The sequence below is a fragment of the Iodidimonas sp. SYSU 1G8 genome (genome assembly GCF_039655775.1).
GTDB lineage: Bacteria > Pseudomonadota > Alphaproteobacteria > SMXS01 > SMXS01 > RI-34.
Genome location: NZ_JBBYXJ010000001.1, coordinates 1,540,533 through 1,566,028 on the forward strand (window position 1 = coordinate 1,540,533; position 25,496 = coordinate 1,566,028).

Sequence of the window (25,496 nt, forward strand, 5' to 3'; positions counted from 1 at the left end):
GAAACAGGTCCACCGGAAAGGCGCCGCTGCCCCACCTCACCCCCGGCTCTTGCCGGCCGTTGCGCAGCCCGGGAAACCGGCTGCTCCGTTTCGGCATCCCCGCCGATTCCGGTTGACCGGGTGCAACCGCCCGCTACGCTACCGGCCAACCGTCACCATGAAAAAACAAAGGGGAGGCAGGGGACTGTGAGCACTCAATCGCAGGGCCAGTCACAGGACACGTCCGCGCAGCCATACAGTGACCGATACATGTGGTACGTGGTCTTCGTCCTGATGGTCGCGTCCACGCTATCCTTCATCGACCGCCAGATCCTCAACCTGATGATCGGACCGGTGAAACGCGACCTTGGCGGGCTGTCGGACACGCAGGTCTCCCTGATCATGGGCCTCGCCTTCGCGGGCTTCTACAACGTGATGTCGTTCCCGGCTGGTCGCTGGGCGGATTCGGGCAACCGCCGCGGCATCATGGCCGCTGGCGTCGCCGCCTGGAGCGTGATGACCGCCCTGTGCGGCATGGCGCACACCTATGTCATGCTGTTCCTGGCGCGCATGGGCGTCGGTGTGGGCGAAGCCACCCTGGCGCCCGCCGCCAATTCGGTGCTGACCGATTATTTCCCCCGCGCCAAGCTGCCGCTCGCCATCTGCTTCGTTTCGGCCGCGCCCTTCCTTGGACAGGGCCTCGCCAACATGATCGGCGGCCCCCTGATTCAGCATCTGGAGGCGCAGCCCAGCGTCGTCGTCCCGCTGATCGGTGAGGTGTTTACCTGGCAGTTCGTCTTCCTGGTGGTGGGCCTGCCCGGCTTGCTGGTCGCGGCCCTGGTCCTGACCATTCGGGAGCCGGCGCGCAAGGGGCGCATGTCCGCCACCGGAGAGAAAGCCACCTTCGCGCAGGTCTGGGCCTTCGTGAAGACGCGCTGGCAGTTCTTCGCGCTGATCTTCACCGGCTTTCTCTGCCTGTCCACCCAGGGTTTCGCCCTGTTCTCGTGGATCGTCGAGTATTTCGTGCGCAACCACGGCTGGACCAAGAGCGAGGTCGGCCTGACCTATGGCGCCATTTCCATGGTCGTGGGTTTCTCCGGCAGCCTGTTCGGCGGCTACATTTCGAGCCGGTTGATCGCCAAGGGCAAGCCCGACGGCACCCTGCGCATGGTGTTCCTCGGCACCCTGTTCCTGGGGCCGCTGGCGGCGATCATGACCATCCTGCCCGACCCGTGGATGTGCATCGCCATGCTGGTGCCCGTCACGTTCCTGATGGCCATGCCGCCGGGGCTGATCATCGCGGCGCTACAGACCGTCGCGCCGAACGAATTGCGCGGCCAATCGGTCGCCTTCTACATGATCGTGGTGAACTTCCTGTCCTACACCTTCGCCCCGACCCTGCCGGCCCTGATGAACGATTTCGTGTTCGACAGCGAGATGGCGCTGGGTAAGTCGCTCTCGACCCTGGCCGTCATCAACTATTCGATCGCCGCGGTGTGCATCGGCTTCGGCCTGCGCTATTTCCGCCGTGCGCTGAAGACCGCCGAAGCCTGGAACTAGGCCGCGGACGCCGAAACGGAAAGGGCCGCCCCGTCGCCGGGGCGGCCCTTCGCGTTCAAGGCATGGCTGGTTAGCGGATGCGAACCTTGTCGCTCTGCTGTTCCCAGACCTTGTGGAGTTCCTGCTTCATCCAGTCGAGCTGGGTCTTGATACGGTGTTCCCGGTCGTGGATCACGACCGTGCGCATCATCCCCTCGGACAGGAACTCCAGCGTATCGCGGCATCGTTCGAACACTTCCCGCAGGGCCAAGGCGAAATCCGGATAGGCGCGGCGGCCGGCCTCCAGACGGGCTTTCTCGTACTGCGCGGCGGCCGGCTCGACGATCGCCCGCAATTCCGGATCGGTGCGCGAGGCCGCGACCAACTCGGCCCACGCGATGGAAAGGCGGCTGTTGACCAGCTCCCACATGTTGTCCACGGCCTGGTCGATATAATCCTTGCCGACGGGCGTACGATGCGCGGCCTCGAAATATAACTCCAGCCACCGCTCGCGCAGATAATCGATCGAGGCTTCGAGGACGTGTTGCGTGGTCGGGAAATAGTGCTGCACCGCGCCGCGGGTCACGCCGGCCTTCTTGGCGATCTCGGTGGTCGTGGTGCGGAAATATCCGATCTCCACGAAGCACGAGATCGTGGCCTCGATGATCTCCTGCCGCGTCGCGAGACTGCGAACCCGCCTGCGCCGCGCACCGGCCAGTGCTACTGAAGTCGCCATAATAGGATCAATCCACTCCCGTACCGTTCAACACGCCAAGTCACTCATGACTTCAAGTCTTTAGTTCCTGGTCTAATTTATCGCGCCTTGGGCGATTCCGGCAACCGGCAATGTGACAAAGGATCCGGCGGAAGGTTTTCTCCGGCCCCCGCTCCGCCTTGACACCCCCTGCGCCCTCCCCTTAACTCTGGCCCGCATCGAACGGGAGCCGATCATCGCACAGCGTGCTGCAGTAACGGTCTGGGCCGCGGCCCTGTCCATGGGACTGGCGACCGGAACAACGGCCGCGCCAGCCGACCAGATCGTGGTAACGGCAACGCGCGAGGCCACGCTGCGCACCGCCTTGCCCGAGAGTACCGGCGTGCTGGACGAGAAGGCGTTGGCCGAGGCGCACCCGACCCATCCGTCGGAGATCATGGGCCGCATCCCGGGCGTTTATCAGGCCTGGCTGAGCGGCAATCACCACACCACGGTCATTCGGCAGCCGATCAATTTCAACCCGCTCTACCTGTATCTCGAGAACGGCGTGCCCAAGCAGGCGGCGGGTTTCTTCGAAACCAACGCCATGTTCGACATGAACGTGTCGCAGGCCGCCCGCATGGAGATCACCAAGGGACCGGGCACCGCGCTCTACGGATCGGATGCCATCGCCGGCGTGATCAACGTCATGACGCCGCTGCCGAACAAGGAGTTCAGCGGCAGTGTCGAGGCCCAGGGCAGCACGCGCGGCTACAAGCAGGGCCTGATCTCGCTGGGCGGCACCAGCGGCAGCCACGGCGTGCGGGCGGATGTGAACATCGCCCACGACAGCGGCTGGCGCGACGACACCGAATCCGACCACCAGATGGGCACCTTCACCTGGCTGATCGATAATGGCGGCCCGCTGACGGTGCGGAACGTGCTGGTCGCCGTGCGCGCCAACCAGGATTCGCCCGGCTCCAATCTCGGCCGCGCGGATTACGAGAACAATCCCAGGATCAACCTGTCGCCCATCGACTTCCGCCTGGTCGAATCCCTGCGCTTCTATAGCCACATGGATTACGACATGGGCGACACGCTGGTCAGCCTGACGCCCTTCTTCCGCTGGGGCCGCACCGAGTTGCTGCCGTTCTTCGCCTTGGCGTTCGATCCCCATTATTTCGAGGCCAGCGCGACCTCGTTCGGCGGCCAGTTCAAGGTGCGCCACGATTTCTCGGACAAATTGCGACTGATCCTCGGCGCCGATGTGGACTACACCACCGGCAACCGGGTCGATACGCGCATCGCGCCGATCCGCGACGGCGCGTTCTATGTGGATTTCACCGAGATCGCGACCGTCTACGACTTCAATGCCAAGGCCCTGACCCTGTCGCCCTATGCCCATGCCGAATGGCAGGCATTGCCGCGCCTGCGGCTGACGGCGGGCATCCGTTACGATTACGCCCACTACGATTACACCAACAATCTGAGCGATGTGGTCAGCCCGACGGCCCTGCACAACCGCCCGCCGGACCAGAAGCTGCATTTCGACGACTGGAGTCCCAAGGCCGGCATCACCTACGACATCACGGACACCCTGAATGCCTATGTGTCCTGGCGCCGGGCGTTCCGCGTGCCGACCACGTCGCAGCTGTTCCGCCCCGGACGCTCGACCCAGTCGACCGGCCTGAAGCCGGTCAAGGCCGAGAGCTTCGAGGCGGGCCTGCGCGGCACCTGGGATCGCGTGCAGTTCGAGGTGTCGGCCTACACCATGGAAATCACCGACGACATCCTGGTCTTCACCAACAATGCCACCGGCGTGCGCGACATCCGCAATTCCGGCAACACGCGGCACAAGGGCGTGGAGGCGGGAATCACCGTCGCCATCACGCCGACGCTGGAGATCGCGGGCGCCTATGCGCGCAACGACCATCACTTCATCGAATGGGCGCCGGTACCCGGGGTCGACCTGTCGGGCAACAAGATCAACCGCGCGCCCAAGGACATCGGCAGCGCCCGCATCGTCTGGCGGCCGGCTTTCCTGAATGGCGGCCGTCTCGAGGCGTCCTACGAACATCTCGGCTCCTACTATCTCGACGACGACAATACACGCACCTACGAGGGGCACGATCTGATCCATGTCAGCGGCAGCATCTTCGTCACCGAGGGTGTGGAACTGTTCCTGCGCTTGCACAACCTGCTGAACGAGCGCTATGCCACCAATGGGCGCTATACCGCCTTCGGCGGTGACGAACTGAAGCCGGGGCTGCCGCGCACAGTGTTCGGCGGGGTCGGCGTAACCTTCTAGATCCCCCTTCCCCTGCCGCCGTTCCCGTAGTATTTCTGGCACTCGATCTAAAATTGGGGAGGAAAAAATGGGTCGTTGCGAGGGGAAAGTCGTCTTCATCACAGGCGGTGCATCGGGCATCGGCAAGGAATCGGCCGCGTGGCTGGTGCGCGAGGGCGCCCGTGTCGCGTTGGCCGATATCAACGAGGCCCAGGGCCAGGCCATCACCGCCAGCTTCGGCGACAAGGCGATCTTTCTGAAACACGACGTGACGGACGAGAACGACTGGCCGAGGAATCTCGCCGCGGCGCGCGACCATTTCGGACGTCTCGACGTGGTCGTCAACTGCGCCGGCGTCGTGGTCACCGGCGGCTTCGACATGCCGCTGGAGAACTGGAAGCGCGTCTTCAACATCAACGTCGACGGCAGCTTCCTCTGCGGCAAGCATGCCATACCGTTGCTGGCCGAACAGGGCGGCGGACAGGTCATCCAGTTCTGCTCGATCGCGTCTTTTTCCGCATCGCCGGGTCTGATCGGCTATTGCGCGTCCAAGGCCGCAGTGCGCTCGCTGTTCCGCAGCCAGGCCAAATACTGCAAGGAAGCCGGCAATGGCGTGCGGGTGAACGCGGTCTTCCCGGGCCCGATCCTGACGCCGATGACCAACAACGTGCTCGACGGCGCCATGGGCGCGGGCGCGCATGAACAGTTCAAGCCCGGCCAGGTCAGCCCGTTCGGCGTCCTCGGCGCGGCGGAGGACATCGCCGCCGGGGTCCTGTTCCTGGTCTCCGACGAGTCGCGGTACGCCAATGGCACGGAACTGGTCCTGGACGGCGGCACGATGCTCTAGCCCGAGACCGGATGGGATGAGCCCGGCGGGGCGGACCTCGATCCGCTTCGCCGGGGGTTCCCGATCCACGCGAGACAAGTTTCGCTTTCGGTCAAACCGCACCTCCCATTCCGCGAGATCGCGGCCTATCTTCATGCGTGACACTGTCCGGATGAGGGGGGAGGCACCATGGACACCGCGATTTTCGACCGGCTCTCGGCCGGCCTCGAGCATCTCTGCGACGTGACCATCGACCTGGCGCCCAACTCGGCGGGTCTCACGACCAAGGGGCCATTCGCGACGCGCTCGGTCTTCCAGATCGGCGGCGGCCGCTTCGACGGGCCGCGCCTGAAAGGCATCGTCCACTCCGGCAGCGATTATCCGACCACCGCGCGCAACGACACGAACACCGTCGCGCTGGACGTGCGGGCTGTCTGGCAGGCGGAGAACGGGAACCTCATCTATGTGTATTACTTCGGCCGGCTCGTCACGCCGCCGGCGCTGAAGGAAACCCTGTTCGATCCGGCCCGCAATCACCATGTCGATCCACAGGATTATTACTGGCGGGTGGCTCCCTTGTTCGAGACGTCATCGACGACCTATGGCTGGCTCAATAATCTGGTCGCGGTCGGCGCCGGGCGGTATACGGAAGCCGGCCTGGCCTACCGCGTCTACGCCGTAACCTGAGAAACGAGGACAATGAACCAGCTTCCCCAGCCGCAGCCTTTTCCCGTCCTGGCCATCATCAGCGAGGCGGCCCGGCTGCACTGGCGCCATATCCTGATCGTGTTCGCGGCCGCCGCCCTATATGCGCCGCCGCTGATGACCATCTTCACGCCCATCGCCGCCGAGGTCGCGAAACTGCCGCCGGACGCGACGCCCGAGCAGGTGGCGCCGATGATGGGCAAGATGGCGCTTGGCGCCGTGATGTTCCTGTTCCTGAGTGCCTCGCTGTTCGCCTTCTGGGTTCGCGTCACTCTGATGGGCCCGCGCGCCGCGCTGTCGGACGACGCATTGGGCTGGCCGTTCCGCATCGTCCGCACCGCGGGCCTGTTCGTCCTGGCGGGCTTGGGGACGATGGCGGGACTGCTGCCCATCTCCCTGCTGGTCAGCGTCTTCGGCACCGGAACCGGCATCGCCCAGACCCTGCTCATCCTGTCGGTCACCTTCGTGATGAGTTTCTTCTTCGCCCTGCTGTCGCGCTGGCTCACCGAAACGGCGCTGGACATTCCGCGCGACAAGGACCGGCCGCGCCCGAAAATCGCCATGGACGCGCATCTCCGGCTGGCGGCGCTCTTCACCTCGGTCACCTTCGCCCTGATGATGGTCGAGATCCTGATCGGCCAGATCCTGACCGGCATCGACGCGCCCATATCGGCCCAGATCGTCACCGCGATCTATCTGGCCGTCAGCATCACCGCCTTCGCCTCGATCCATGCCATCGTCTACCGGCTTCGGACCGTGCCCCAGCAGGGCTGAACACGTCCCCGGACATCGCGTCCGTGCGCTCGCGCACGGGCCTTGGCCTAAACGAACACTTGGCAATCCGGCCTTCTCCGGGGCAGACTACGCCCCGAATGGCGAGCGCCACGGAATACCTCATGGGGAGCAGGTAAGATGCAGAAATTCGGTATCGGTCAGCCGGTCCGTCGGACGGAAGATGTCCGCTTTGTCACGGGTAATGGCTCCTATACGGATGACATCAACCTGCCCGGCCAGGCGCATGGCTACGTGCTCCGCTCGCCCTATGCCCATGCCCGAATCAAGTCTCTGGATACCACGGCCGCAAAGGCCGCGCCCGGCGTGATCGCGGTCTTCACCTCGGCCGATCTCGCGGCGGCGGGCGTCAACGACATCCCGTGCTTCGCCGGCGGCTTCATCAAGAACAAGGATGGCAGCAACATCTTCGCGCCGGGTCGGCCCGCGCTGGCCAAGGATCGCCTGCTGTACGTGGGCGACGGCATCGCCTTCATCGTCGCCGAGACGGTGAACCAGGCCAAGGACGCCGCCGAACTGATCGAGATCGACGTCGAGGATCTGCCGGCCGCCGCCAATCTAAGGGACGCGGTCGCGCCGGGCGCGCCGACCATCTGGGCCGAGGCGCCGAACAATCTCGCCTTCGACTGGGAAATGGGCAACAACGAGGCCTCGCTGGAGGCATTCTCCAAAGCCCGCCACGTCACCAAGATCGATCTGGTGCACAACCGCATCGCCACCAACGCCATGGAGCCGCGCGCCGCCATCGGTGAATTCAGCACGGGCGAAGACCGTTACGTGCTGCGCACCTGCACCCAGGGCGCGAACGGCATGCAGGCCGGCATCGCGGGCGCCGTGTTCGGCATCGAGCCGTCCAAGCTGCGCGTCTTCACGCCGGATGTCGGCGGCGGCTTCGGCATGAAGACCTTCATCTATCCGGAACACGTCCTGGTGCTGTTCGCCGCCAAGGCGCTGGGCCGTCCCGTCAAGTGGAATGGCGAGCGCATCGAGGCGTTCACCAGCGACACGGGCGGCCGCGACATGCTGACCCATGCCGAGCTGGCCATCGACGAGAACAACCGGGTCACCGCCTTCCGCGTGATCAATCAGGCCAACATGGGCGGCTACATGTCCATGAACGGCCCCTTTATCCCGACCGTGGCCCATGCCCGCATTCTCGGCGGCGTCTACAACATCCCCAACGTCTATGTGAACGTGCTGGGCTACATGTCCAACTCGGTCCCCGTCGATGCCTATCGCGGCGCCGGCCGTCCGGAAGCCGCCTACATCATCGAGCGCGCCATGGACCAGGCCGCGCGCGAGCTGGGCCTCGCGCCCGACGAGTTCCGCCGCATCAATTTCGTCACGCCCGAGCAGATGCCCTACTCGCACCCGTTCGGCTTCACGTTCGACAGCGGCGAGTTCGAGCGCAACATGGAAGACGCCAAGCGCAACGCCAAATGGTCCACCCTGGCCGAGCGCAAGGCCGAATCCCGCGCCAGGGGCAAGGCCCGCGGTATCGGCATGGCCTACTACATCGAAACGACGCTCGGCATGCCCACGGAAGCCGCCGAGATCCTGTTCCTTGAGGACGAGACCGTCGAGATCGTTACCGGCACCATGTCCAACGGCCAGGGCCACGAGACGGCCTGGGCGCAGGTGGTGGCCGAGCAGCTCGGAGTGCCGTTCGAGAAGATCCGGCTGGTCCAGGGCGACACCGACCGCGTGAAGTCCGGCCAGGGCACCGGCGGCTCCCACTCCCTCTACATGGCGGCCGGTGCGTTCCAGGAAACCTCCAACGTCATCATCAAGAAGGGCAAGATCATCGCCTCGCTGATGCTGGACGAGGAGCCGCAGACCATCGAGTTCAACGAGGGCCTGTTCCGTGTTCCCGGCACCAACAAGTCGGTGGGTATCATGGAAGTGGCCGCCAAGGCGCGTCAGGCGAACGAGCTCGACCTGCCGGCCGAGACCAAGGAGATGTTCGTCGACGGCCTGAACAGCGCCGCCAAGTACAAGTACAACAACTCCACCTTCCCGAACGGCTGCCACATCTGCGAGGTCGAGGTCGATCCGGACACCGGCAAGGTGGACATTCTCGCCTATACGGTGGTCGATGATTTCGGCCGTCTGGTGAACCCGCTGCTGGTCGCCGGTCAGGTGCATGGCGGCGTCGTCCAGGGCATCGGCCAGGCGCTGACCGAGGACTGGCTCTATGACAGCGACACCGGCCAGCTGATCACCGGCTCGTTCATGGATTACGGCATGCCGCGCGCCGACGACATGTGTCACATCGATTTCTCGTACAACGAGATCCTGTGCAAGACCAACCCGTACGGCATCAAGGGCTGCGGCGAAGCCGGTACCATCGGCGCGTGTCCGTCGCTGATGAACGCCATCGTCGACGCGCTCGTCCCCTATGGCGTCACCGCCATGGACATGCCGGCCACGCCGCTGCGCGTGTGGAAGGCCGTTCAGGCGAACAGCCGCCAGGCGGCGGAGTAAGGACAGGCCGCCATGTCCATCGAGGTCCTCAAGACCGCGCGGGACTGGCGCAGGGAGGGGCGCGGCGTCGCCATCGCCACGGTGTCCAGCACCTGGGGATCGGCGCCGTTTCCCGTGGGCAGCCAGCTCGCCGCCGACGACAAGGGTAACTTTGTCGGCTCGGTATCGGGTGGCTGCATCGAAGGGGCGGTGATCGGCGAGGCGCGCCAAGCCATCAAGGACGGCAAGATCCGCAACCTGGAATTCAGCGTTTCGGACGACCAGGCATGGGAAGTCGGTCTCGCCTGCGGCGGCACCATCCGCGTCTTCGTTGAACCGATACCGAACGAGATCGACAGGGTGCTGGAGGCCGCCGACCGCAAGCAGTCGGTCGCCCTGACCACCGACCTGCACTCCGGCGCGCATACGCTCTATGACACGGCATCGGCGCCCGAGCCGGTGCGCGGCGCCATGCGCGACGACCGCAGCCAGCCGCTGGAGGACGGGGCGTTCGTGCGCGTGTTCAACACACCGCGCCGGATCGCCATCGTCGGCGCGGTCCACATCGCCCAGGAACTGGTGCCCATGGCGACGCGGGCAGGCTTCGACGTCACGGTGATCGACCCGCGCGAGGCCTTCGCCAGCCCGGAACGCTTCCCCGGCGTCAAGCTGTCCACCGACTGGCCGGACAAGGCCATGCGGGCGCTGGAGATCGATCCGCGCACGGCCATCGTCACCCTGACCCACGACCCCAAGCTGGACGATCCCGCGCTCGACGTGGCGCTCGCCTCCGACGCGTTCTATGTCGGCGCGCTGGGCTCGAAGCGCACCCAGGCCAAACGTGTCACACGGCTGACGGAGGCCGGATTCACCCAGGACCAGATCGGACGCATTCACGGCCCCATCGGCCTCGACATCCGCGCCCAGTCGCCGGCCGAAATCGCCGTCTCCATCCTGGCGCAGATCATCGCCGTCCAGCGCGGCGCGATGACATGATGCCGCCCCGCCGCGCTGCATACGGAAGCGGCGCGCCATGATCTATGCCGACATGCCGGTGGATGAGGCCGAAGGCGCCATTCTGGCGCACGGCCAGTTCGCCGGAGCCCGCAAGCTGCAGAAGGGCCACAAGGTCTCCGCCGCCGATATCGCCGCCCTGACGGCGGCCGGCATCAGGCGCGTCGCGGGCTTTCGCCTCGAGGCGGGCGACCTGGACGAGGACGCCGCCGCCGGACAGGTCGCAGCATCGGTGACAGGCCCCGGGATCAGCCGCAGCGCCGCTTTTACCGGCCGCTGCAACCTGTTCGCTGAATTCGATGGCGTGCTGGTCTATGACCGGGACAGGCTGGACGCGCTCAACCTCGTCGACGAAGCCGTGACCCTTGCCGCGCTGCCGCCCTTCGAAGCTGTCAGGCAGGGGCAGATGCTGGCGACCGTGAAGATCATTCCCTTCGCCGTTCCTGGAACGCTGGTCACTACATGCCGGGCGGTCGCCGCCGAAGGACTGCTGTCCGTCGCGCCCTACAAGGCCCTTCGGGTCGGCCTTGTCGAGACCCTGATCCCCGGCGGCAGGAACAAGCCCTCCGACAAGCTCGTCCGGGTGACCGAGGAAAGGCTGACCGGCGTGGGTGCGGTGCTGGCGGAAACGGTCCAGTGTGCCCACGATGCGCGGGATATCGCGACATCGCTGTCGGCCCAGATCGCGGCGGGCCGGGACTTGGTGCTGATCGCCGGCGCCAGCGCCATTACCGACCGGCGCGACGTGGTGCCGGCGGCCATCGTCGCGGCGGGCGGCCAGATCGACCATTTCGGCATGCCCGTCGATCCCGGCAACCTGCTGCTGCTGGGTCATGTGGGACGCGTCTCCGTGATCGGCCTGCCCGGCTGTGCCCGCTCGCCCAAAATCAACGGCTTCGATTTCGTGCTGCAGCGACTGGCGGCTGGGCTCGAGGTGACGCCGAGGGACATCATGCGCATGGGCGCGGGCGGCCTGCTCAAGGAAATCGGCGCCCGACCCCTGCCCCGCGCCCAGGCAACCGCCCAACCGGCGGGCTCGAACGAGCCGTCATCAGGCCGCGCGCCGCGTATTTCGGGCATCGTCATGGCGGCGGGAACGTCGAGCCGCATGGGCGGGCGGAACAAGTTGCTGCGCCAGATCGGCGGCGCCCCCATGATCCGGCGCAGCGTCGAGGCCGTGCTGGCCAGCGCCGCCGCGCCCGTCATCGTGGTCACCGGCAGGGACGCCGAAGAGATGCGGGCGGCCCTTGTCGGCCTCGCCGTCTCCTTTGTCCACAATTCGGACTTCGCCGCGGGCATGGCCGGCAGCCTGAAAACCGGTCTCGCCGCCCTGCCCGCCGACACGGACGGCGCGGTCGTTGTGCTGGGCGACATGCCCTACGTGACCGCCGGGCACATCGACCGGCTGATCGCCGCCTATGACGAGGATGAAGGCCGTACCATCTGCGTGCCGACCCATGATGGCAAATGGGGCAATCCGGTGCTGTGGTCCCGCCGCTATTTTCCCGAGATGCTGGCGATCACCGGCGACAAGGGCGCGCGCGAGCTGCTGCACACTTATGCCGAGAAGCTCTGCGAGGTTCCGATGGACGATTCAGGCATCCTCAAGGATTTCGACACGCCGGATGCCTTCGAGGACGCGGGTCACTAAAAAAGCCACTCCGCGTCGGCGGAGTGGCTTCATTCAGAGAGAGCGAAAAGCGCTCAGGCGATTTCCGCGACGGCCCGTTTGGCGCCGACCACCACCAGATTGGCGCGGTACGCCGCCGAGGCGTGCAGGTCGTCGTTGAGACCATCCGCATCCTGCGTGATCCCGGCAAGCGCATCGGCGCTGAAACTGGCCGACAGCGCCTTCTCCATGTCCGACTGGCGGAATACGCACGGAGCGGCCCCAGTCACGGCGACGCGAACGCCGCCCGACGTGCTGGCGACCATCACCCCGACGACCGCATAGCGCGAGGCCGGGTTCGGGAACTTGAAATAGGCAGCCTTCTCGGGCACCGGAAAGCGGACGGCGGTGACGATCTCACCCTCGTCGAGGGCGGTTTCGAACATGCCGGTGAAGAAGTCCTCGCCGGCGATCTCGCGCTTGTTGGTCACGACGGTCGCGCCCAGCCCGACAACCGCCGCCGGATAATCGGCCGACGGATCGTTGTTGGAGATCGAGCCACCGATGGTGCCGCGATTGCGCACGGCCGGGTCGCCGATCAGGCCGGCGAGCTTGGCCAGCGCCGGAATGGCCTGCGCCACCTCGGCGGAGGCCGCCACATCGGCGTGACGGGTCATGGCGCCGATGGTGACGGTGCCGCCCGAGACGGTGATGCCCTTGAGGCCTTCGATCTCGTTGAGGTCGATCAGGTCGCTCGGCTGGGCCAGCCGCGCCTTCATGGTCGGCAACAGGGTCATGCCGCCGGCAAGCAGCTTGCCGTCGCCGCTTTCGGCCAGCTTGGCCGCGGCGCTGTCTACGCTGCCCGCGCGATGATAGGTGAAATTATACATCGGTCATTCCCCTCACATGTCCCGCGCGGCGGCGGCGATGGACTTCACGATGTTGTGGTAGCCGGTGCAGCGGCAGATATTGCCTTCCAGTTCGGCCCGGATCGTCTCTTCGCTGAGGGTCTTGCCCTTGTTTCGCTCGACGATGCCGATGCCGGCCATGATCATGCCCGGCGTGCAATAGCCGCACTGCAGGCCGTGATTTTCCTGGAATGCCGCCTGCATCGGGTGCAGCGCCCCCGGCGCGCCGATGCCCTCGATCGTGACGACCTGATGGCCCTCGGCCTGGACCGCCAGAATGGTGCAGGACTTGATAGGCTTGCCATCCATATGGACCGTGCAGGCGCCGCACTGGCTGGTGTCGCAACCCACATGGGTGCCGGTCAGCCCCAGATTTTCACGGACGAACTCGACCAGCAGCGTGTTGGGCTCGACATCGCCCGACACCTGACGGCCGTTCACCGTCGTTGTTACCTTAACCGTCATACCTGTCCCCGTATCCCCTGAGAAGAGCGTCGAATCCCGTTACGTTACCAGGAAGTATATCACCAGAATCGCGGCAATCACGAGAAGCCCTATGGTAAAGGGCGACCCCCAGCTTTTTTCCGGCGTTCCGCGCTGTACCGGATAGGAGGTTTCATCATGCGGCGCTTCGGCGTCCGCCGGACCGCTTTCGGCGGCGGGCAGGACATCGTCCCGCGGCACGGCCTCGGCGGCCGCATTGCCTGACGCGACGATCTGGCTGAACGTGCCGAAAAACTCGTCGGCCATCTTCCTGATGGTGCTGCTGACCAGCCGGGCGCCAACCTGGGCGAGCTTGCCGCCGACGGCCGCGTCGACCGTGTATGTCAGCCGGGTACCGTCCTCCTCGTCGGCGAGCGCGACCTTGGCCGTGCCCTTGGCGAAGCCGGCGACACCGCCCTTGCCTTCGCCCCTGATCGTATAACCGTTCGGCGGATCCATGTCCTCGAGCGTGACCGCGCCGCTGAATTTGGCGCTGACCGGCCCCACCTTGGCCTGCACGACGGCGGACATTTCGGTCTCGGACGTCTTCTGGATCGATTCGCAACCGGGAATGCAACGACCGAGGATTTCCGGGTCGTTCAGCGCTTCCCAAACACGCTGGCGCGGCGCCGGAATATGGTACTCACCGCTCATATCCATGCAGAAGGTCCCTCTCGAAGCGATGCCGGTGGACGGCGTGGCCGATGCCGAGGGAAAACTAGAACCATCCCCCATTGATGTCCAAGGCTTTCATTTTACTTCCTGCCCCTGCGACGGACCGGCGCCGGGACGACGGCCGCAATTTCTCAAGGCAGTCATGCGCAGGCGCCGCAACCTTTTGCTGGAAGATGCATTAAAAAAAAGCTACATTCTCGTAAGATTGTCTTTTTTAGACAGTACTGTCGGATTTCTTTGGATGGAGAAGCGGTGTGGCACTGACACGACGCGTTCAGCGCAGGGGCCTCGGCCTTAACCTGGACGAAGCGCAATCGGCCTCGATGGGTTGGCAGGCACAAAAGAGTGCGGCGACCCAGCGCCGCGTGCTCGAATCCGCCATCGCGTGTTTCGTCGAAGCAGGATATTCCCGCACCACCACGACGCTGATCGCCGATCGCGCCGGCCTGTCCCGCGGCGCCATGCTGCATCATTTCCCATCCAAGGCCGAAGTGGTCAAGGCGGCAGTCGACTACCTGCACGCAAAGCGCCTGCGCGCTTTTCGCAAGGCGGTGGCCGCTATCCCGCCGGGCGGCGATCGCCTGCGCGCCGCGCTGCGCGCCTACTGGTCGCACGTCACCCATCCGCTGTTCTTCGCCTTCGTCGAATTGAAGGTCACCGGTCGCACGGATCCGGAACTGGCGGAAATCCTCGAGCCGGCGCAGGCTGCGTTCGACGAGGAATGGAATGACACCGCTCGCGAGCTGTTCCCGGAATGGCACGACGATCCGGAAGGCCTCGAGATGGCTCTCGACCTGCTGCAGTACATGCTGGACGGCATGGCGCTGAACCTGAAGGACGACAAGCCGGACAGCCATGTCGAGCGCATGCTCGACTATCTGGAGAACCGCCTGCGCGAGCTGCGCCCGCGCGCGGCCTCGACCAAGGCGGCCGAGTAGGCCCCTACGGATTGGCGGCCGGGGCAAGCCCTGCTCGCGCCGAAATCAAAGGCCCGCTTCGGCGGGCCTTTTTCATGGGTCGATCAGTACCGCCCGGAAATCGTTGACGTTGGTGCGCGTCGGACCGGTCACCAGCTGCCGGTCGAGAGCGGCGAAGAACGCCCCCACGTCGTTGCGCCTCAAGACATCGGCTGGATCGAGCCCCAGCCCACGGGCTGAGGCGAGGGTCTGGCCGTCGAACCAGGCGCCGGCGGCGTTCGTGACGCCATCGATCCCGTCCGTGTCGCACGCCATCCCGCCGAGACCAGGCGTTCCGCCACAGGCGAGCATGAGGGCGAGCGCATATTCGTGGTTGGGACCTCCGATCCCGACGCCCTGCATGGTCACCGTCAGCTCACCGCCCGAGATCAGGGCGACCCGTTCGCGGCGGGCCAGAAAGTCCAGCGCCAGCGCACCGTGTATCTTCGCGACCTCCCGCGCCTCGCCTTCGATGGCATCGCCCAGGATCACCGGTCGGTAGCCAGCATCCGCGGCCACCCCAGCGGCGGCGCGAAGGACGTCGGCCGGCCGGGCGATCAGCACATACGCGCCCCGTGTCCGGAGCACGCGGTCGGCGCCGCGCTCCAGACAGGCGCGAACGAGAGGACCGACCGACACCCGGTAACGATCGAGCACCATCAGGGCATCGGCGAAGCTGGTGGGATCGGGCACGGTCGGCCCCGACGCGATCACCAGCGGATCATCGCCCGGTACGTCCGAGATCGCCAGCGTGACCAGGCGCGCGGGCCGCGCGGCCGCCGCCAGCCGGCCGCCCTTGATCCCTGAAAGATGCCGGCGGACGCAGTTGATCTCGGTGATGGTCGCGCCCGAGCGAAGCAGCGCCGACGTGACACCCTGCTTGTCGGCCAGCGTGAGCCCCGGCGCCGGGACGGGCAGCAGCGCCGAGCCGCCGCCCGAGAGCAGCACGATCACCAGATCGTCCGCCGTCAGGTCCGCGACCAGGGCCAGGATACGGCGGGCCGCTGCCTCGCCAGCGGCGTCCGGTACCGGATGGCCCGCCTCGGCAACCTCGATGGACCGGGTCGGCGCGCCATGGCCGTAACGCGTCACCACGAGCCCCTCGACCGGCGCGGGATAGTGGTCCTCAAGCACGCGCGCCATCTCGGCGCTGGCCTTGCCGGCGCCGACAACGATGGTGCGGCCTTTGGGCGGGGATGGCAGATGCGGCGGCAGGCAAAGCGACGGCGAGGCCGATGCGACCGCCGCGCCGAACATGTCCCGCAATACCTGCATGCTCAATCGCGCCGCGTCAGCGCCTCGAGCCGCGCCAGCAGGCTGGACGTGTCCCAGCGGCCACCGCCTAGGCCCTGCACCTCGCCATAGAACTGGTCCACCAGCGCCGTGAGCGGCAAATGCGCGCCATTGCGCCGCGCCTCGTCCAGCGTCATCCCCAGGTCCTTGCGCATCCAGTCGACGGCGAAGCCATGGGTGAAGTGCCCGTCGGTCATGGTCTCGAAGCGGTTTTCCATCTGCCAGCTCTGCGCCGCGCCGTGGCGGATGACATCGACCACCGCGCGCGGGTCCAGCCCCGCCTGCTTGGCGAAATGGATGCCTTCCGACAGTCCCTGCACCACGCCCGCGATGCAGATCTGGTTGACCATCTTGGTCAACTGGCCATGACCCGCCGGCCCCATCAGGCGGACGGCCTTGGCATAGACGTTCATGGCCGCCTCGGCTTTGGCGAACACGGCGGGATCGCCGCCCACCATGACCGTCAGCTTACCATTCTCGGCCCCCGCCTGCCCGCCCGACACCGGCGCGTCAAGAACGCCGATGCCGCGCTGCTTTCCGGCCGCCTCCAGCTCACGCGCCAGTGCCGCCGACGCCGTGGTGTGATCGACCAGGACAGCACCCGGCGCCATGGCCGCCAGCGCGCCCTCCGGCCCCAGGATCACCTGACGAACGTCATCGTCATTGCCGACGCACGAGAACACCAGATCGCAGCCCGCCGCCGCCTCGCGCGGGGTTGCCGCAGCCCGGCCGCCATGCTTGTCGACCCACGCCTGCGCCCTCGCCGGCGAGCGGTTGTAGACGCTCATTTCATAGCCGGCCGCCCGCAGATGGCCGGCCATGGGAAAGCCCATCACACCCAGTCCCAGAAACGCCGCTTTACCGGACACTCATGCTCTCCTTCACCCATCCGCGTGGCCCGGATCATAGGAAGGATCGCCTGCTGGGGAAAGGCCAAGGGGAACCACGAGCATCCCGAGCCGTTCCCTTTGGAGTTGATTGCAACCACAGCACGGGAGAGAGACATGAGAAAAGCACTGACATTCGCGGCACCGCTGGTTCTGGCCGGCATGCTGGCCGGCGCTCCCGCGTACGCGGCGGATACGCCCGCCGACCCTCAGGCGCTGCAGAACGCGGACGCCGATGACAGGGAAGACGCCAACGAGACGGTCGCCGAGGCAGCCGCGCTGATGGCCAAGCTGAAGGCCGATCCCAAGGTGGCGCCGTATCTCGAAAGCGCACGCGGCGTGTTCCTCGTGCCGACCTATGCGCGTGGCGGTCTGGTCGCCGGCGCTTCGGGCGGCGAAGGCGTGATGGTACAGCGCACGGCCAATGGCTGGAGCGCACCGCTGTTCTACAATGTGGGCGGCATCAGCATCGGCGCGCAGGCGGGTTTTGAGAAGGGCGCCGTCGCCTTCCTGTTGATGAACGAAAAGGCCACCGCCGAATTCGCCCAGCAGGATAATTTCTCGCTCAATGCCGATGCGGGTCTGACCATCGTCGATTACCACAAGGCAGGTCAGGCATCCTCGGGCAAGGGCGACGTGATCGTCTGGTCCGACAAGGAGGGCGCGTTCGCCGGCGCCATGGTCGGTGTCAGCGACATCAAGCCGGATGACGAGGAAAATGCCGCATTCTACGGCAAGGTCGTCGAGCCGGGCGCCGTTCTGTCGGGCGCGGAGAAGGGTCCCGGGAACAATCCCCTTCGCTAAGACGTCCCAGCCACGAAAGACCACGGCGGCAGTAACCCTGCCGCCGTGATTTTATGTGATCGGGAGATGCGCTTGGAGCGAGCGCGCTCCGGGATGCGGGTCGCTTCGCCGGGTCAGAAGATCAGCGACAGCAGGCCGATGACGACGAGAAGGCCGATCAGGAAGATCACTCCAACGGTCCCGCCCAGAAATTTCAGCATGAGGTCTCTCCCTTTGTTATACCTTCCATGCCAACGCAGTGCGCGCCGGATCGTTCCGGATGGCGCGCCACGGGCCGAAAGCGGGGAGCTCAGCGTCCGGTAAAGTTGGGCTTGCGGCGTTCGAGGAAGTGGGCGACGCCTTCCTTGAAATCCTCGGTGCCAAAGCACTTCGCCTGCTCTTCGTTGGACATCTGCGTCGCCGCCGCCAGCGACTGGCTGTAGGACATCCACACCTGTCGCTTGATGATCGCCATGGCACGCGGCGAGACGCTTTCCGCCATGTCGGCGGCTACCGCGTGGACCGCGCCGGCGAAGCCCTCGCGCGGCAGCATCTTGACCAGCCCCATCGACTGCGCCTCGGCGGCGTCGATGGTGCGTCCGGTCAGCAGCAGATCCATGGCATTCATGCTGCCGATGAGGCGCGGCAGCATCCAGGCGCTGCCATGTTCGGCGATCAGACCCCGGCGCACGAAGGCGGTCGTCATCTTGGCCCCCTCCGCCATGTAGCGCATGTCCGCATAGAGCGCGAGACACAGACCCACGCCCGCGCAAGCGCCGTTGATGGCGGCGATGATCGGCTTGGGCACGCCCAGCAGATAGGAATAGCGCTGACCGAAATCGTCCGCGCTGAACGGCGGCGTGATCCGCGGGCGCGGCTTGCCATCCGGACCGGGCGACAGATCCGCCCCGGCGCAGAACCCCTTGCCCGCGCCAGTAACGACGATGGCCCGCGCGCCCTCATCTGCCGCCGCCCGCTCGATGGCCGCGCGAAAAGCCACTTCCATGTCCGGACCCCACGCATTCATCTTGTCGGGTCGGTTCAGCGTCAGCGTCGCGACCCTGTCGGTCACCTCATAGAGCACGTGGTCGGTGTCGTTCATGGCGTGTCCTTTCCTTCCGCAGCCGCAGCGTAGCGACTGATGACGGACTGGAACAGACGGATTGAAAGAGTACCGCAATCATCATTTCGGACACCGCGTCGGTTGCGAAACGCCGCATCGTGGGAGATGCTTTTGATCGTCAGAAGATGGGCCCGTGCTGTCTTGGGGAGGCAGGCGCCCGGTGTATTCATCTCGGGTGCGGGACCTGAAGTCCGAGGCATCCAGCATAGGGACACGACAATGCACGTTAAGTCTATCCTGCGTCCCCTCTGTCTTGCCGTCGTGTTGCTGACGGCGTTCCATTCCGGGGCAAACGCTGAAACCGAACCGCGCAAAAGCATCGAGCTCGTCACAGGCGGCCCAGCCGAGGTTGAGAGCGGCTCGTTCGCCGGCCGCGACGATGCCACCTACGCGGTCAAGGCGAGCAAGGGCGAAAAGCTCATCATCGAGCTGAAGGCCAGGAACAGCAGCACCTACTTCAACCTCACGGCACCCGGTGCCGAGGAAGCGATGCATATCGGTTCGATCCAGGGAGAGCGCTTCGACGGCGTTCTGCCGTCCGATGGAGAATATCTGGTCATGGTGTACATGATGCGCAACGCCGCCCGCCGTAACGAGAAGACCGACTATACCATCAGCTTCCAGCTGGTGCCCGCCGCCGCGAAGTCCGGCCCCGCCACCGGGCCGTGAGACCAGCGATGTTCAGGCTTGCGCGAGGGTACCTCACATTCATGCTGACTACGGCCCTGTTCGCGGGAGTGCCTTCCACGTCATCAGCATCGCCGGATCAAGCGCCTGACGGAAAGCCCCTGCTCGGCAAGTGGGGCATCGAAACCCTGGAGTTTTCATCCGCGGTGAAGCCGGGGAATGATTTCTATCGCTATGTCAACGAGGACTGGCTGAAAACCGCCAAACTGCCGGAAGGTTTTCCAACCTACGATTCCATGACTCAGGCCTATCTGCGCACGGAACGACAACTCACGGATCTGATTGGGGGCATTGCGTCAGGAACCCCAACGCCCGGATCGCCCGAAGCGCAGATTGCCGCCGCCTATCGCAGCTATACCGACATGGCTCGGCGTAACGCCCTCGGCGAGAAGCCTCTGGAGGCGGGCCTGGCGCAGATTGCCGCCCTCGAGAGCGCGGAGGATGTCGCGCGGCAGATGGCGAAGCCATTTAATGCGACAGTCATCGGCATTGACGTCATGACGGATTCAGGGAATCCGCAGCGCTACATCATCGGCGCGCGGCAATCAGGCCTTGGCCTGCCGGCGACCGACTATTACCTGGATGATGGCGAACCCTTCGCCGGCCATCGCATCGCGTACCGGGACTATATCGAGGCTTCACTGCGCCGGGCCGGCATCGACCGGCCGCGCGAGCGGGCCGACGCGGTTCTGGCGCTGGAGACCCAGATCGCCAAGCTCCAGTGGTCGCCCGCGGAAATGCGCGATCCGGTCCGGATGTACACGCTGATGCCGGTGGCCGACCTGGACAAGTTTGCCCCCGAATTCCCCTGGACTGCCTATCTCGCGGAAAAGCGGTTCAGCGACCAGAAGACCATCGTGATCGGCACGGACACGGCGGTGCAGAAACTGGCCCGGCTGTTTGCCCGGACGCCCATCGACACATGGCGTTCCTATCTGATGTTCCATCACATCGACGACCTGGCGCCCCTGCTGTCGCAAGAGTGGGAACAGGCGCATTTCGCTTTCCATAACACAAGGCTGCTCGGTATTGCGTCCCAGCGTCCACTGGACGTGCGCGGCATCCAGTTCGTCAGCCAGGTCCTGGCCGAACCCTTGGGACAGGCGTATGTGGCCCGTTATTTTCCGCCTGAAAGTCGCGCCCAGATGGACCGCATGGTGCAGCATCTGAAGGCGGCCTACCGTGAGCGCATCACGGCATTGACCTGGATGGATGATCAGACCCGGGCCGAGGCGTTGGCCAAGCTGGAGAAAGTCGTCTCTCACGTGGGCTATCCCGAGAAATGGCGGGACTTCTCGGCCCTGACGCTCGACCCGGCCGACCTCGTGGGCAACCTTCGCCAGATCGTCGAGTTCGAGGCCGCTGACGCCCGCGCCACTCTTAAGGAGACCCGCCGCGACTGGCAGTGGCCGCTGGCGCCCCAGGAAGTCAATGCGGGCTACATGGCCGACTTCAATTCCATCACTTTCCCGGCAGCGATCCTGCAACCTCCCTATTTCGACCCCAACGCCGACCCGGCCGTGAATTACGGCGCGATCGGCGCGGTCATCGGCCACGAGCTTGGCCACGGGTTCGACGACCAGGGCAGCCGGTCCGATGGCGACGGCAAACTGCGCGACTGGTGGACCAAAAAGTCGCGGGACCAGTTCGGCAAGCGCACGGCGGCGCTTGTGAAACAGTACGATGCCTTCTCGCCCATCGAGGGCATGAACGTGAATGGCAGCCTGACCCTGGGCGAGAACATCGGCGATCTGGGCGGCGTTTCGGTGGCGCATCACGCGTATCGCAATTTCGCGAAGGAGGAGTATGGCGGCGATCCGCCGGTTCTGGACGGACTAACCGGCGATCAGCGCTATTTCCTGGCCTGGGCGCAGGCATGGCGGACGATCACCACGCAGGACATGCTCCGGCAACAACTGCTGTCGGACCCACACAGTCCGGCTGAATACCGGGTCAATGGCGTCGTCCGCAATATTGACGCCTGGTACGACGCGTTCGGCGTCAAGGAAGACGACGCGCTCTATCTCCCGCCATCGGAGCGTGTCTCGATCTGGTAGGGACACGGCCTCTTCGACAGAAAAGAATACCCCGCCTTCTGGCGGGGTATTCAGTTTGAGGCAATGTGGGAAATGCCGGACGAACCCGCCCTACTGAACCGAGCGAAATGTCCCCGCTTCGTCGAACCGGCATGAAAAGAGGTGGTCTTTCCATCCCGCGTGTACGTGCGCAGCACCTCGTAGCCATGCTTGCCGTTGGTGAAGGGCTTATTTCGGCGCCGTGTCACCTTCCTCCGCTTTGGGCAGGAACAGATCGTTGGTTAGTTCCTTGTCGTCCCGCAAGGCAACAGCCTCGCCGCAGAACTCGGTGAGATGATCGGCGTTCTCGGCGGCATAGATGCCCATGGCCGCGCCCAGATGAACCATCAGACTGTTTTCCAGATGGTGCCTCTGTTCGGGCGAGATTTTGCCGTCGTCTTCGGCGGGTAGCAGAGTGGCGAGTACCCCGCCCAACCTGTTTTCATCCACCGTGACCTCATGACACAGGGCGCTCGCTGTCGCATTGTAAGCGGCCCATAGCAGTTTGGGGCGTTGTTCCTCGGTCAGTGTCGGCGCCATCGCCTGATCGAGCCATTTCCAGGCCGCTTCCTGACGGCGGGCGGCATCGGGCGCCTGGGCGATGGCGGTAGAGGCGAACAGAAAAACGCCGGCCGCAGCCGCTGCGTAACGGATCGTGGCTTTCATGATCATTCCCCTCAATTCCCGAATTCGCGCGCGGTCCAGTTGGGCGCATAGCCCTTACCGTCCTTGTAGCAGGTGCGCTGCCAGCGATAGCAGATGACCCCTGGGGTCGGGCTGTACTGACCGCCCCGATCATCGTAGGAAGGACGATCGCGATAGCGATACTCATCATACCGGTCATACTCGCTGTGCCGCTTGTCCGACGAGGCCGCCGCCGCGATGGCGCCGAGAACCACGGCCGCGCCGACCACAGCGGCCGCCTTGGCGCCGCTGTTGTTGCCGCTGCTTCCACCCTGCCAGTTGCCCATATCCACGTTGCGCACCCTGCCGTCGTTGACCCGGCAGGTGAAGTAGGCCCGGCCGCCGCGGCCCTGCGCGTAACCGGTGACATTGTACTTGTCGCGGCCGATCTGATCGACATTGATGCCGCTCGTGTCATAGGCGCCGCGGTCGCGGACGGCGTTCTTGCACATTTCACGGGCGTCGCGCGGACTGTACTGCGCCTGAGCCGGCGTGGTGACGCCCGCCATGGCGAGCGACGCGGCGACAGCAGCCGCCATCAATTTGTTCATTGGATCCCTCCCGATGGTCAGAGTTTGATCGTGCCCGATAACTACGTGGAGCGCTTACACTTTTTCGTGAAATTGGTGCAGGAAGGATGAAAGGGTCGCATCACGGCGAGCGGCGCGTCGCGGCGGCGGTGCGCAACACTCGCGACAGTGCGTCGATCGAATAGGGCTTCTGCAGCAACTCGAATCCATGGGACCCGTGTTCGGCCAGCACGTGGCTGTAACCGCTGGTCAGCACGACAGGCAACCGGGGATAGAGACGGCGAATTTCCTTGGCGAGATCGATCCCGTTCATTCCCGGCATCACGACATCGGTGAACACGACATCGAACCGTGCCACGCCTGCCGCCAGTTCGGCCAGCGCTTCGCGGGCATCCACGGCCAGGACCGTCTCGTATCCCATCTCGCCCAGGGTCTGGGTGGCGAACGCGCCGACATCCACATTGTCTTCGACAACGAGCACGCAAGCGCCATCGCCGTCGACCGGCAGTTCGCCCGGTGCCGCTCGTGCAACCGCGTCGGGACGCGGGGCACGCGGCAGATAGAGAGTGAATGTGGTGCCAACGCCCGGCTGGCTCTCGACCTGGACCTCTCCGCCCGATTGCTTGGCGAAGCCAAAGACCTGCGACAGACCCAGCCCGGTGCCGTGACCGACCCCTTTCGTGGTGAAGAAAGGTTCGAAAATCTTGTCCATCATCTCGGGCGCGATCCCCTCGCCCGTATCGGCGATGGAGACGGCGACATATTCCCCCGGAACAGCGGGATGGGCCCGCATCGCCGGAATGACGTCCGCCGCCCGCACCGACAGCGTCAACCACCCACCCGCGCTCATGGCGTCTCGTGCGTTGACCGCCATGTTGATCAGCGAGGTATCGAACTGGGTGGGGTCGGCATCGATGAAACACGGCTCGTCCGGCAAGCTGGTTTCCAGGTGGATATGCGGGCCCGTCAGGGTGCGCATCATGTCGGCCAGCGCGAGAAGGGCGACACCCGCGTCGAATACTTCCGGCTTCAGCGCCTGGCGCCGAGCGAAGGCCAACAGTTGGCCTGTCAGATTGGTGGCGCGGATCGCCGTTTCAGAGATGGCGTCAATATAGCGTTTGCGGCGGTCCTCTGACAGATCTGGACGCCGCAGCAGGTCGACGGAACCACGGATCACCGTCAGCAGATTGTTGAAATCATGGGCGACCCCGCCGGTCAGCTGGCCCACCGCTTCCAGCTTCTGCGATTGACGCAGCTGCTCTTCGGCCTGGCGAAGAGCCTCCGCCTGCTGGCGCTCTTCGGTAACGTGCCGACCATAGGCATAGACCAGGTCGCCCTCGTGCGACGTGTGCCACGAAAACCAGCGGGGCGTCCCATCGCGGTGACGGAAGCGGTTCTCGAAATTACTGAGGTCGTGACTGGCGATCGCCGCCACCAGCGCATTGGCGGAGGCCGCCGCATCGTCCGGCCAGATGAACTCCAGATAGCTTCGGCCGATCACCTCGTCCTCCGCGTGCCCCAGAATGGTGTGCCAGGCTGGGTTCACCGCACGAAAGATGCCCTCGCCATCGACAACCACCAGAATGTCGCGTGAGTTCCGCCAGACGCGGTCGCGCTCGGCGGTTCGGGCCGCCAGCTGCGCCCCTTGCTCCTTCTGTTCGGTAATGTCGCGGGCACTCGCATAGAACTTGTCGTCCTCGGGTACCGCCACCCAGGAAAGCCAGCGCCACCCGCCACCTTTCATCCGGTAGCGGTTCTCGAACCGCAGGACGGGTTCCCCTCTTTTCAGAACGGCGAACCCTTCATAGGTCGCCTCGAGATCATCCGGGTGGACGAGATCGAACAGCGGTGTCCTGGAGAGTTCCTCGTGGCTCCACCCCAGCACGGTCTGCCATGCCGGATTGCTGCTCTCGAACATGGCCTTCCGGTTGAGGACGCCCAGAAGGTCGGGGCTGACCTCCCAGGTCCGGCCACGATCCCTCGCGCGCTCGACGACCTGACGTTCCAGATCGGCGTTGAGATCGCGCATGCGGGCTTCGCTGGCTTGAAGCGCCTGCTCGGCATGGCGACGACCGGACACGTCATTGAACAGAACGGCGACATGCCGATCTTTGGGCTCGCCGACGCGGTAGGCGTAGACCTCGAACCACCGTCCCAGCGACCCGGCGTGGTTCTCGAACCGGATCGCCTCTCCGGTAAGGGCGACGCGGCCATAGGTTTCGAACCAGTGAGCCTCATGATCCGGAGCGAATTCCCGCATGCGGCGTCCCGCGGCGTTCTTCATGCCGGTCTGGCCCTCGAAGGCCGGATTGACCTCGATGAAACGATAGTCCGCCGGAACGCCGGCCGCATCGAACAGCATCTCGATGACGCAGAATCCGGCATCGATGGACGCCACCAGACCGCGGTACCGTTCACCAAGGTCCAGCAATTTCCTGGCAAGATGCGCCGCAGTACGCTCAGGCACCGGATCAGGCAACGGCGCCTCGCTTACGGGACATGAT

At 65.1% G+C, this 25,496-nt stretch carries 22 protein-coding genes; 12 read left to right on the plus strand and 10 right to left on the minus strand.

What is annotated here, in order from left to right:
• The first annotated feature begins 186 nt into the window (after window positions 1–186).
• Window positions 187–1,539, plus strand: a complete 1,353-nt coding sequence (locus WJU17_RS07375) for an MFS transporter (RefSeq protein ID WP_346326681.1) — start codon at window positions 187–189, stop codon at window positions 1,537–1,539.
• A 70-nt stretch (window positions 1,540–1,609) separates the two neighbouring features.
• On the opposite strand, the gene WJU17_RS07380 is transcribed toward WJU17_RS07375, so the two are convergent.
• On the minus strand, window positions 1,610–2,254 hold the full coding sequence (locus WJU17_RS07380) for a TetR/AcrR family transcriptional regulator (protein WP_346326682.1): 645 nt from the start codon (window positions 2,252–2,254) through the stop codon (window positions 1,610–1,612).
• A 259-nt stretch (window positions 2,255–2,513) separates the two neighbouring features.
• On the opposite strand from WJU17_RS07380, the gene WJU17_RS07385 reads away from it, so the two are divergent.
• The 7 genes from WJU17_RS07385 (at window position 2,514) to WJU17_RS07415 (ending at window position 11,950) form a co-directional block, all read left to right on the plus strand.
• Window positions 2,514–4,520 (plus strand): TonB-dependent receptor, encoded by a 2,007-nt coding sequence (locus WJU17_RS07385; protein ID WP_346326683.1) that lies wholly within the window; start codon window positions 2,514–2,516, stop codon window positions 4,518–4,520.
• A 67-nt stretch (window positions 4,521–4,587) separates the two neighbouring features.
• Window positions 4,588–5,346 carry an SDR family oxidoreductase gene (locus WJU17_RS07390; protein WP_346326684.1) on the plus strand — a complete coding sequence of 253 codons (759 nt, stop codon included), beginning with the start codon at window positions 4,588–4,590 and terminating at the stop codon, window positions 5,344–5,346.
• A 168-nt stretch (window positions 5,347–5,514) separates the two neighbouring features.
• Entirely contained in the window at window positions 5,515–6,012 is a 498-nt protein-coding gene (locus tag WJU17_RS07395; RefSeq protein ID WP_346326685.1) for a DUF3237 domain-containing protein, read from the plus strand.
• Between the two features lie 12 nt (window positions 6,013–6,024).
• Window positions 6,025–6,804, plus strand: coding sequence for a hypothetical protein (locus WJU17_RS07400; RefSeq protein ID WP_346326686.1), 780 nt, complete (start codon window positions 6,025–6,027; stop codon window positions 6,802–6,804).
• A 138-nt stretch (window positions 6,805–6,942) separates the two neighbouring features.
• Window positions 6,943–9,306, plus strand: a complete 2,364-nt coding sequence (locus WJU17_RS07405; protein ID WP_346326687.1) for a xanthine dehydrogenase family protein molybdopterin-binding subunit — start codon at window positions 6,943–6,945, stop codon at window positions 9,304–9,306.
• Window positions 9,307–9,318: 12 nt separating this feature from the next.
• A complete protein-coding gene (locus WJU17_RS07410) occupies window positions 9,319–10,281 on the plus strand; it encodes an XdhC family protein (protein WP_346326688.1) in 963 nt (320 codons plus the stop codon).
• Between the two features lie 37 nt (window positions 10,282–10,318).
• Window positions 10,319–11,950, plus strand: a complete 1,632-nt coding sequence (locus WJU17_RS07415; RefSeq protein ID WP_346326689.1) for a molybdopterin-binding/glycosyltransferase family 2 protein — start codon at window positions 10,319–10,321, stop codon at window positions 11,948–11,950.
• 53 nt (window positions 11,951–12,003) lie between these two features.
• On the opposite strand, the gene WJU17_RS07420 is transcribed toward WJU17_RS07415, so the two are convergent.
• From WJU17_RS07420 to WJU17_RS07430, 3 genes are read right to left on the minus strand one after another with little or no spacing between them, the layout of a single operon-like run.
• The gene (locus WJU17_RS07420) at window positions 12,004–12,798 is read right to left on the minus strand and encodes a xanthine dehydrogenase family protein subunit M (protein ID WP_346326690.1); all 795 of its coding nucleotides are present in this window, start codon (window positions 12,796–12,798) and stop codon (window positions 12,004–12,006) included.
• Window positions 12,799–12,810: 12 nt separating this feature from the next.
• On the minus strand, window positions 12,811–13,281 hold the full coding sequence (locus WJU17_RS07425; protein WP_346326691.1) for a (2Fe-2S)-binding protein: 471 nt from the start codon (window positions 13,279–13,281) through the stop codon (window positions 12,811–12,813).
• A gap of 39 nt (window positions 13,282–13,320) precedes the next feature.
• The gene (locus tag WJU17_RS07430) at window positions 13,321–13,959 is read right to left on the minus strand and encodes a carbon monoxide dehydrogenase subunit G (protein WP_346326692.1); all 639 of its coding nucleotides are present in this window, start codon (window positions 13,957–13,959) and stop codon (window positions 13,321–13,323) included.
• Between the two features lie 269 nt (window positions 13,960–14,228).
• On the opposite strand from WJU17_RS07430, the gene WJU17_RS07435 reads away from it, so the two are divergent.
• A complete protein-coding gene (locus tag WJU17_RS07435; protein ID WP_346326693.1) occupies window positions 14,229–14,912 on the plus strand; it encodes a TetR/AcrR family transcriptional regulator in 684 nt (227 codons plus the stop codon).
• Between the two features lie 72 nt (window positions 14,913–14,984).
• Here WJU17_RS07435 and WJU17_RS07440 read toward each other — a convergent pair whose 3' ends face one another.
• Complete coding sequence (locus WJU17_RS07440; RefSeq protein ID WP_346326694.1) at window positions 14,985–16,205, minus strand: glycerate kinase; 1,221 nt, start codon at window positions 16,203–16,205, stop codon at window positions 14,985–14,987.
• A 2-nt stretch (window positions 16,206–16,207) separates the two neighbouring features.
• On the minus strand, window positions 16,208–17,092 hold the full coding sequence (locus WJU17_RS07445; protein WP_346326695.1) for an NAD(P)-dependent oxidoreductase: 885 nt from the start codon (window positions 17,090–17,092) through the stop codon (window positions 16,208–16,210).
• 135 nt (window positions 17,093–17,227) lie between these two features.
• Here WJU17_RS07445 and WJU17_RS07450 point away from each other — a divergent pair, with 135 nt between their 5' ends.
• Window positions 17,228–17,914 (plus strand): lipid-binding SYLF domain-containing protein, encoded by a 687-nt coding sequence (locus WJU17_RS07450; protein ID WP_346326696.1) that lies wholly within the window; start codon window positions 17,228–17,230, stop codon window positions 17,912–17,914.
• A 289-nt stretch (window positions 17,915–18,203) separates the two neighbouring features.
• Here WJU17_RS07450 and WJU17_RS07455 read toward each other — a convergent pair whose 3' ends face one another.
• Window positions 18,204–18,995 (minus strand): enoyl-CoA hydratase-related protein, encoded by a 792-nt coding sequence (locus WJU17_RS07455; protein WP_346326697.1) that lies wholly within the window; start codon window positions 18,993–18,995, stop codon window positions 18,204–18,206.
• Window positions 18,996–19,235: 240 nt separating this feature from the next.
• On the opposite strand from WJU17_RS07455, the gene WJU17_RS07460 reads away from it, so the two are divergent.
• Both WJU17_RS07460 and WJU17_RS07465 read left to right on the plus strand, forming a co-directional pair.
• Window positions 19,236–19,685, plus strand: a complete 450-nt coding sequence (locus WJU17_RS07460) for a hypothetical protein (RefSeq protein ID WP_346326698.1) — start codon at window positions 19,236–19,238, stop codon at window positions 19,683–19,685.
• A gap of 41 nt (window positions 19,686–19,726) precedes the next feature.
• Complete coding sequence (locus WJU17_RS07465; RefSeq protein WP_346326699.1) at window positions 19,727–21,760, plus strand: M13 family metallopeptidase; 2,034 nt, start codon at window positions 19,727–19,729, stop codon at window positions 21,758–21,760.
• Between the two features lie 207 nt (window positions 21,761–21,967).
• On the opposite strand, the gene WJU17_RS07470 is transcribed toward WJU17_RS07465, so the two are convergent.
• The 3 genes from WJU17_RS07470 to WJU17_RS07480 all read right to left on the minus strand — a co-directional run bounded on the left by WJU17_RS07470 (window position 21,968) and on the right by WJU17_RS07480 (window position 25,459).
• Complete coding sequence (locus WJU17_RS07470) at window positions 21,968–22,444, minus strand: hypothetical protein (RefSeq protein ID WP_346326700.1); 477 nt, start codon at window positions 22,442–22,444, stop codon at window positions 21,968–21,970.
• Between the two features lie 11 nt (window positions 22,445–22,455).
• Window positions 22,456–23,013 (minus strand): hypothetical protein, encoded by a 558-nt coding sequence (locus WJU17_RS07475; RefSeq protein ID WP_346326701.1) that lies wholly within the window; start codon window positions 23,011–23,013, stop codon window positions 22,456–22,458.
• Window positions 23,014–23,113: 100 nt separating this feature from the next.
• On the minus strand, window positions 23,114–25,459 hold the full coding sequence (locus WJU17_RS07480) for a PAS domain S-box protein (RefSeq protein ID WP_346326702.1): 2,346 nt from the start codon (window positions 25,457–25,459) through the stop codon (window positions 23,114–23,116).
• Between the last annotated feature and the right edge of the window lie 37 nt (window positions 25,460–25,496).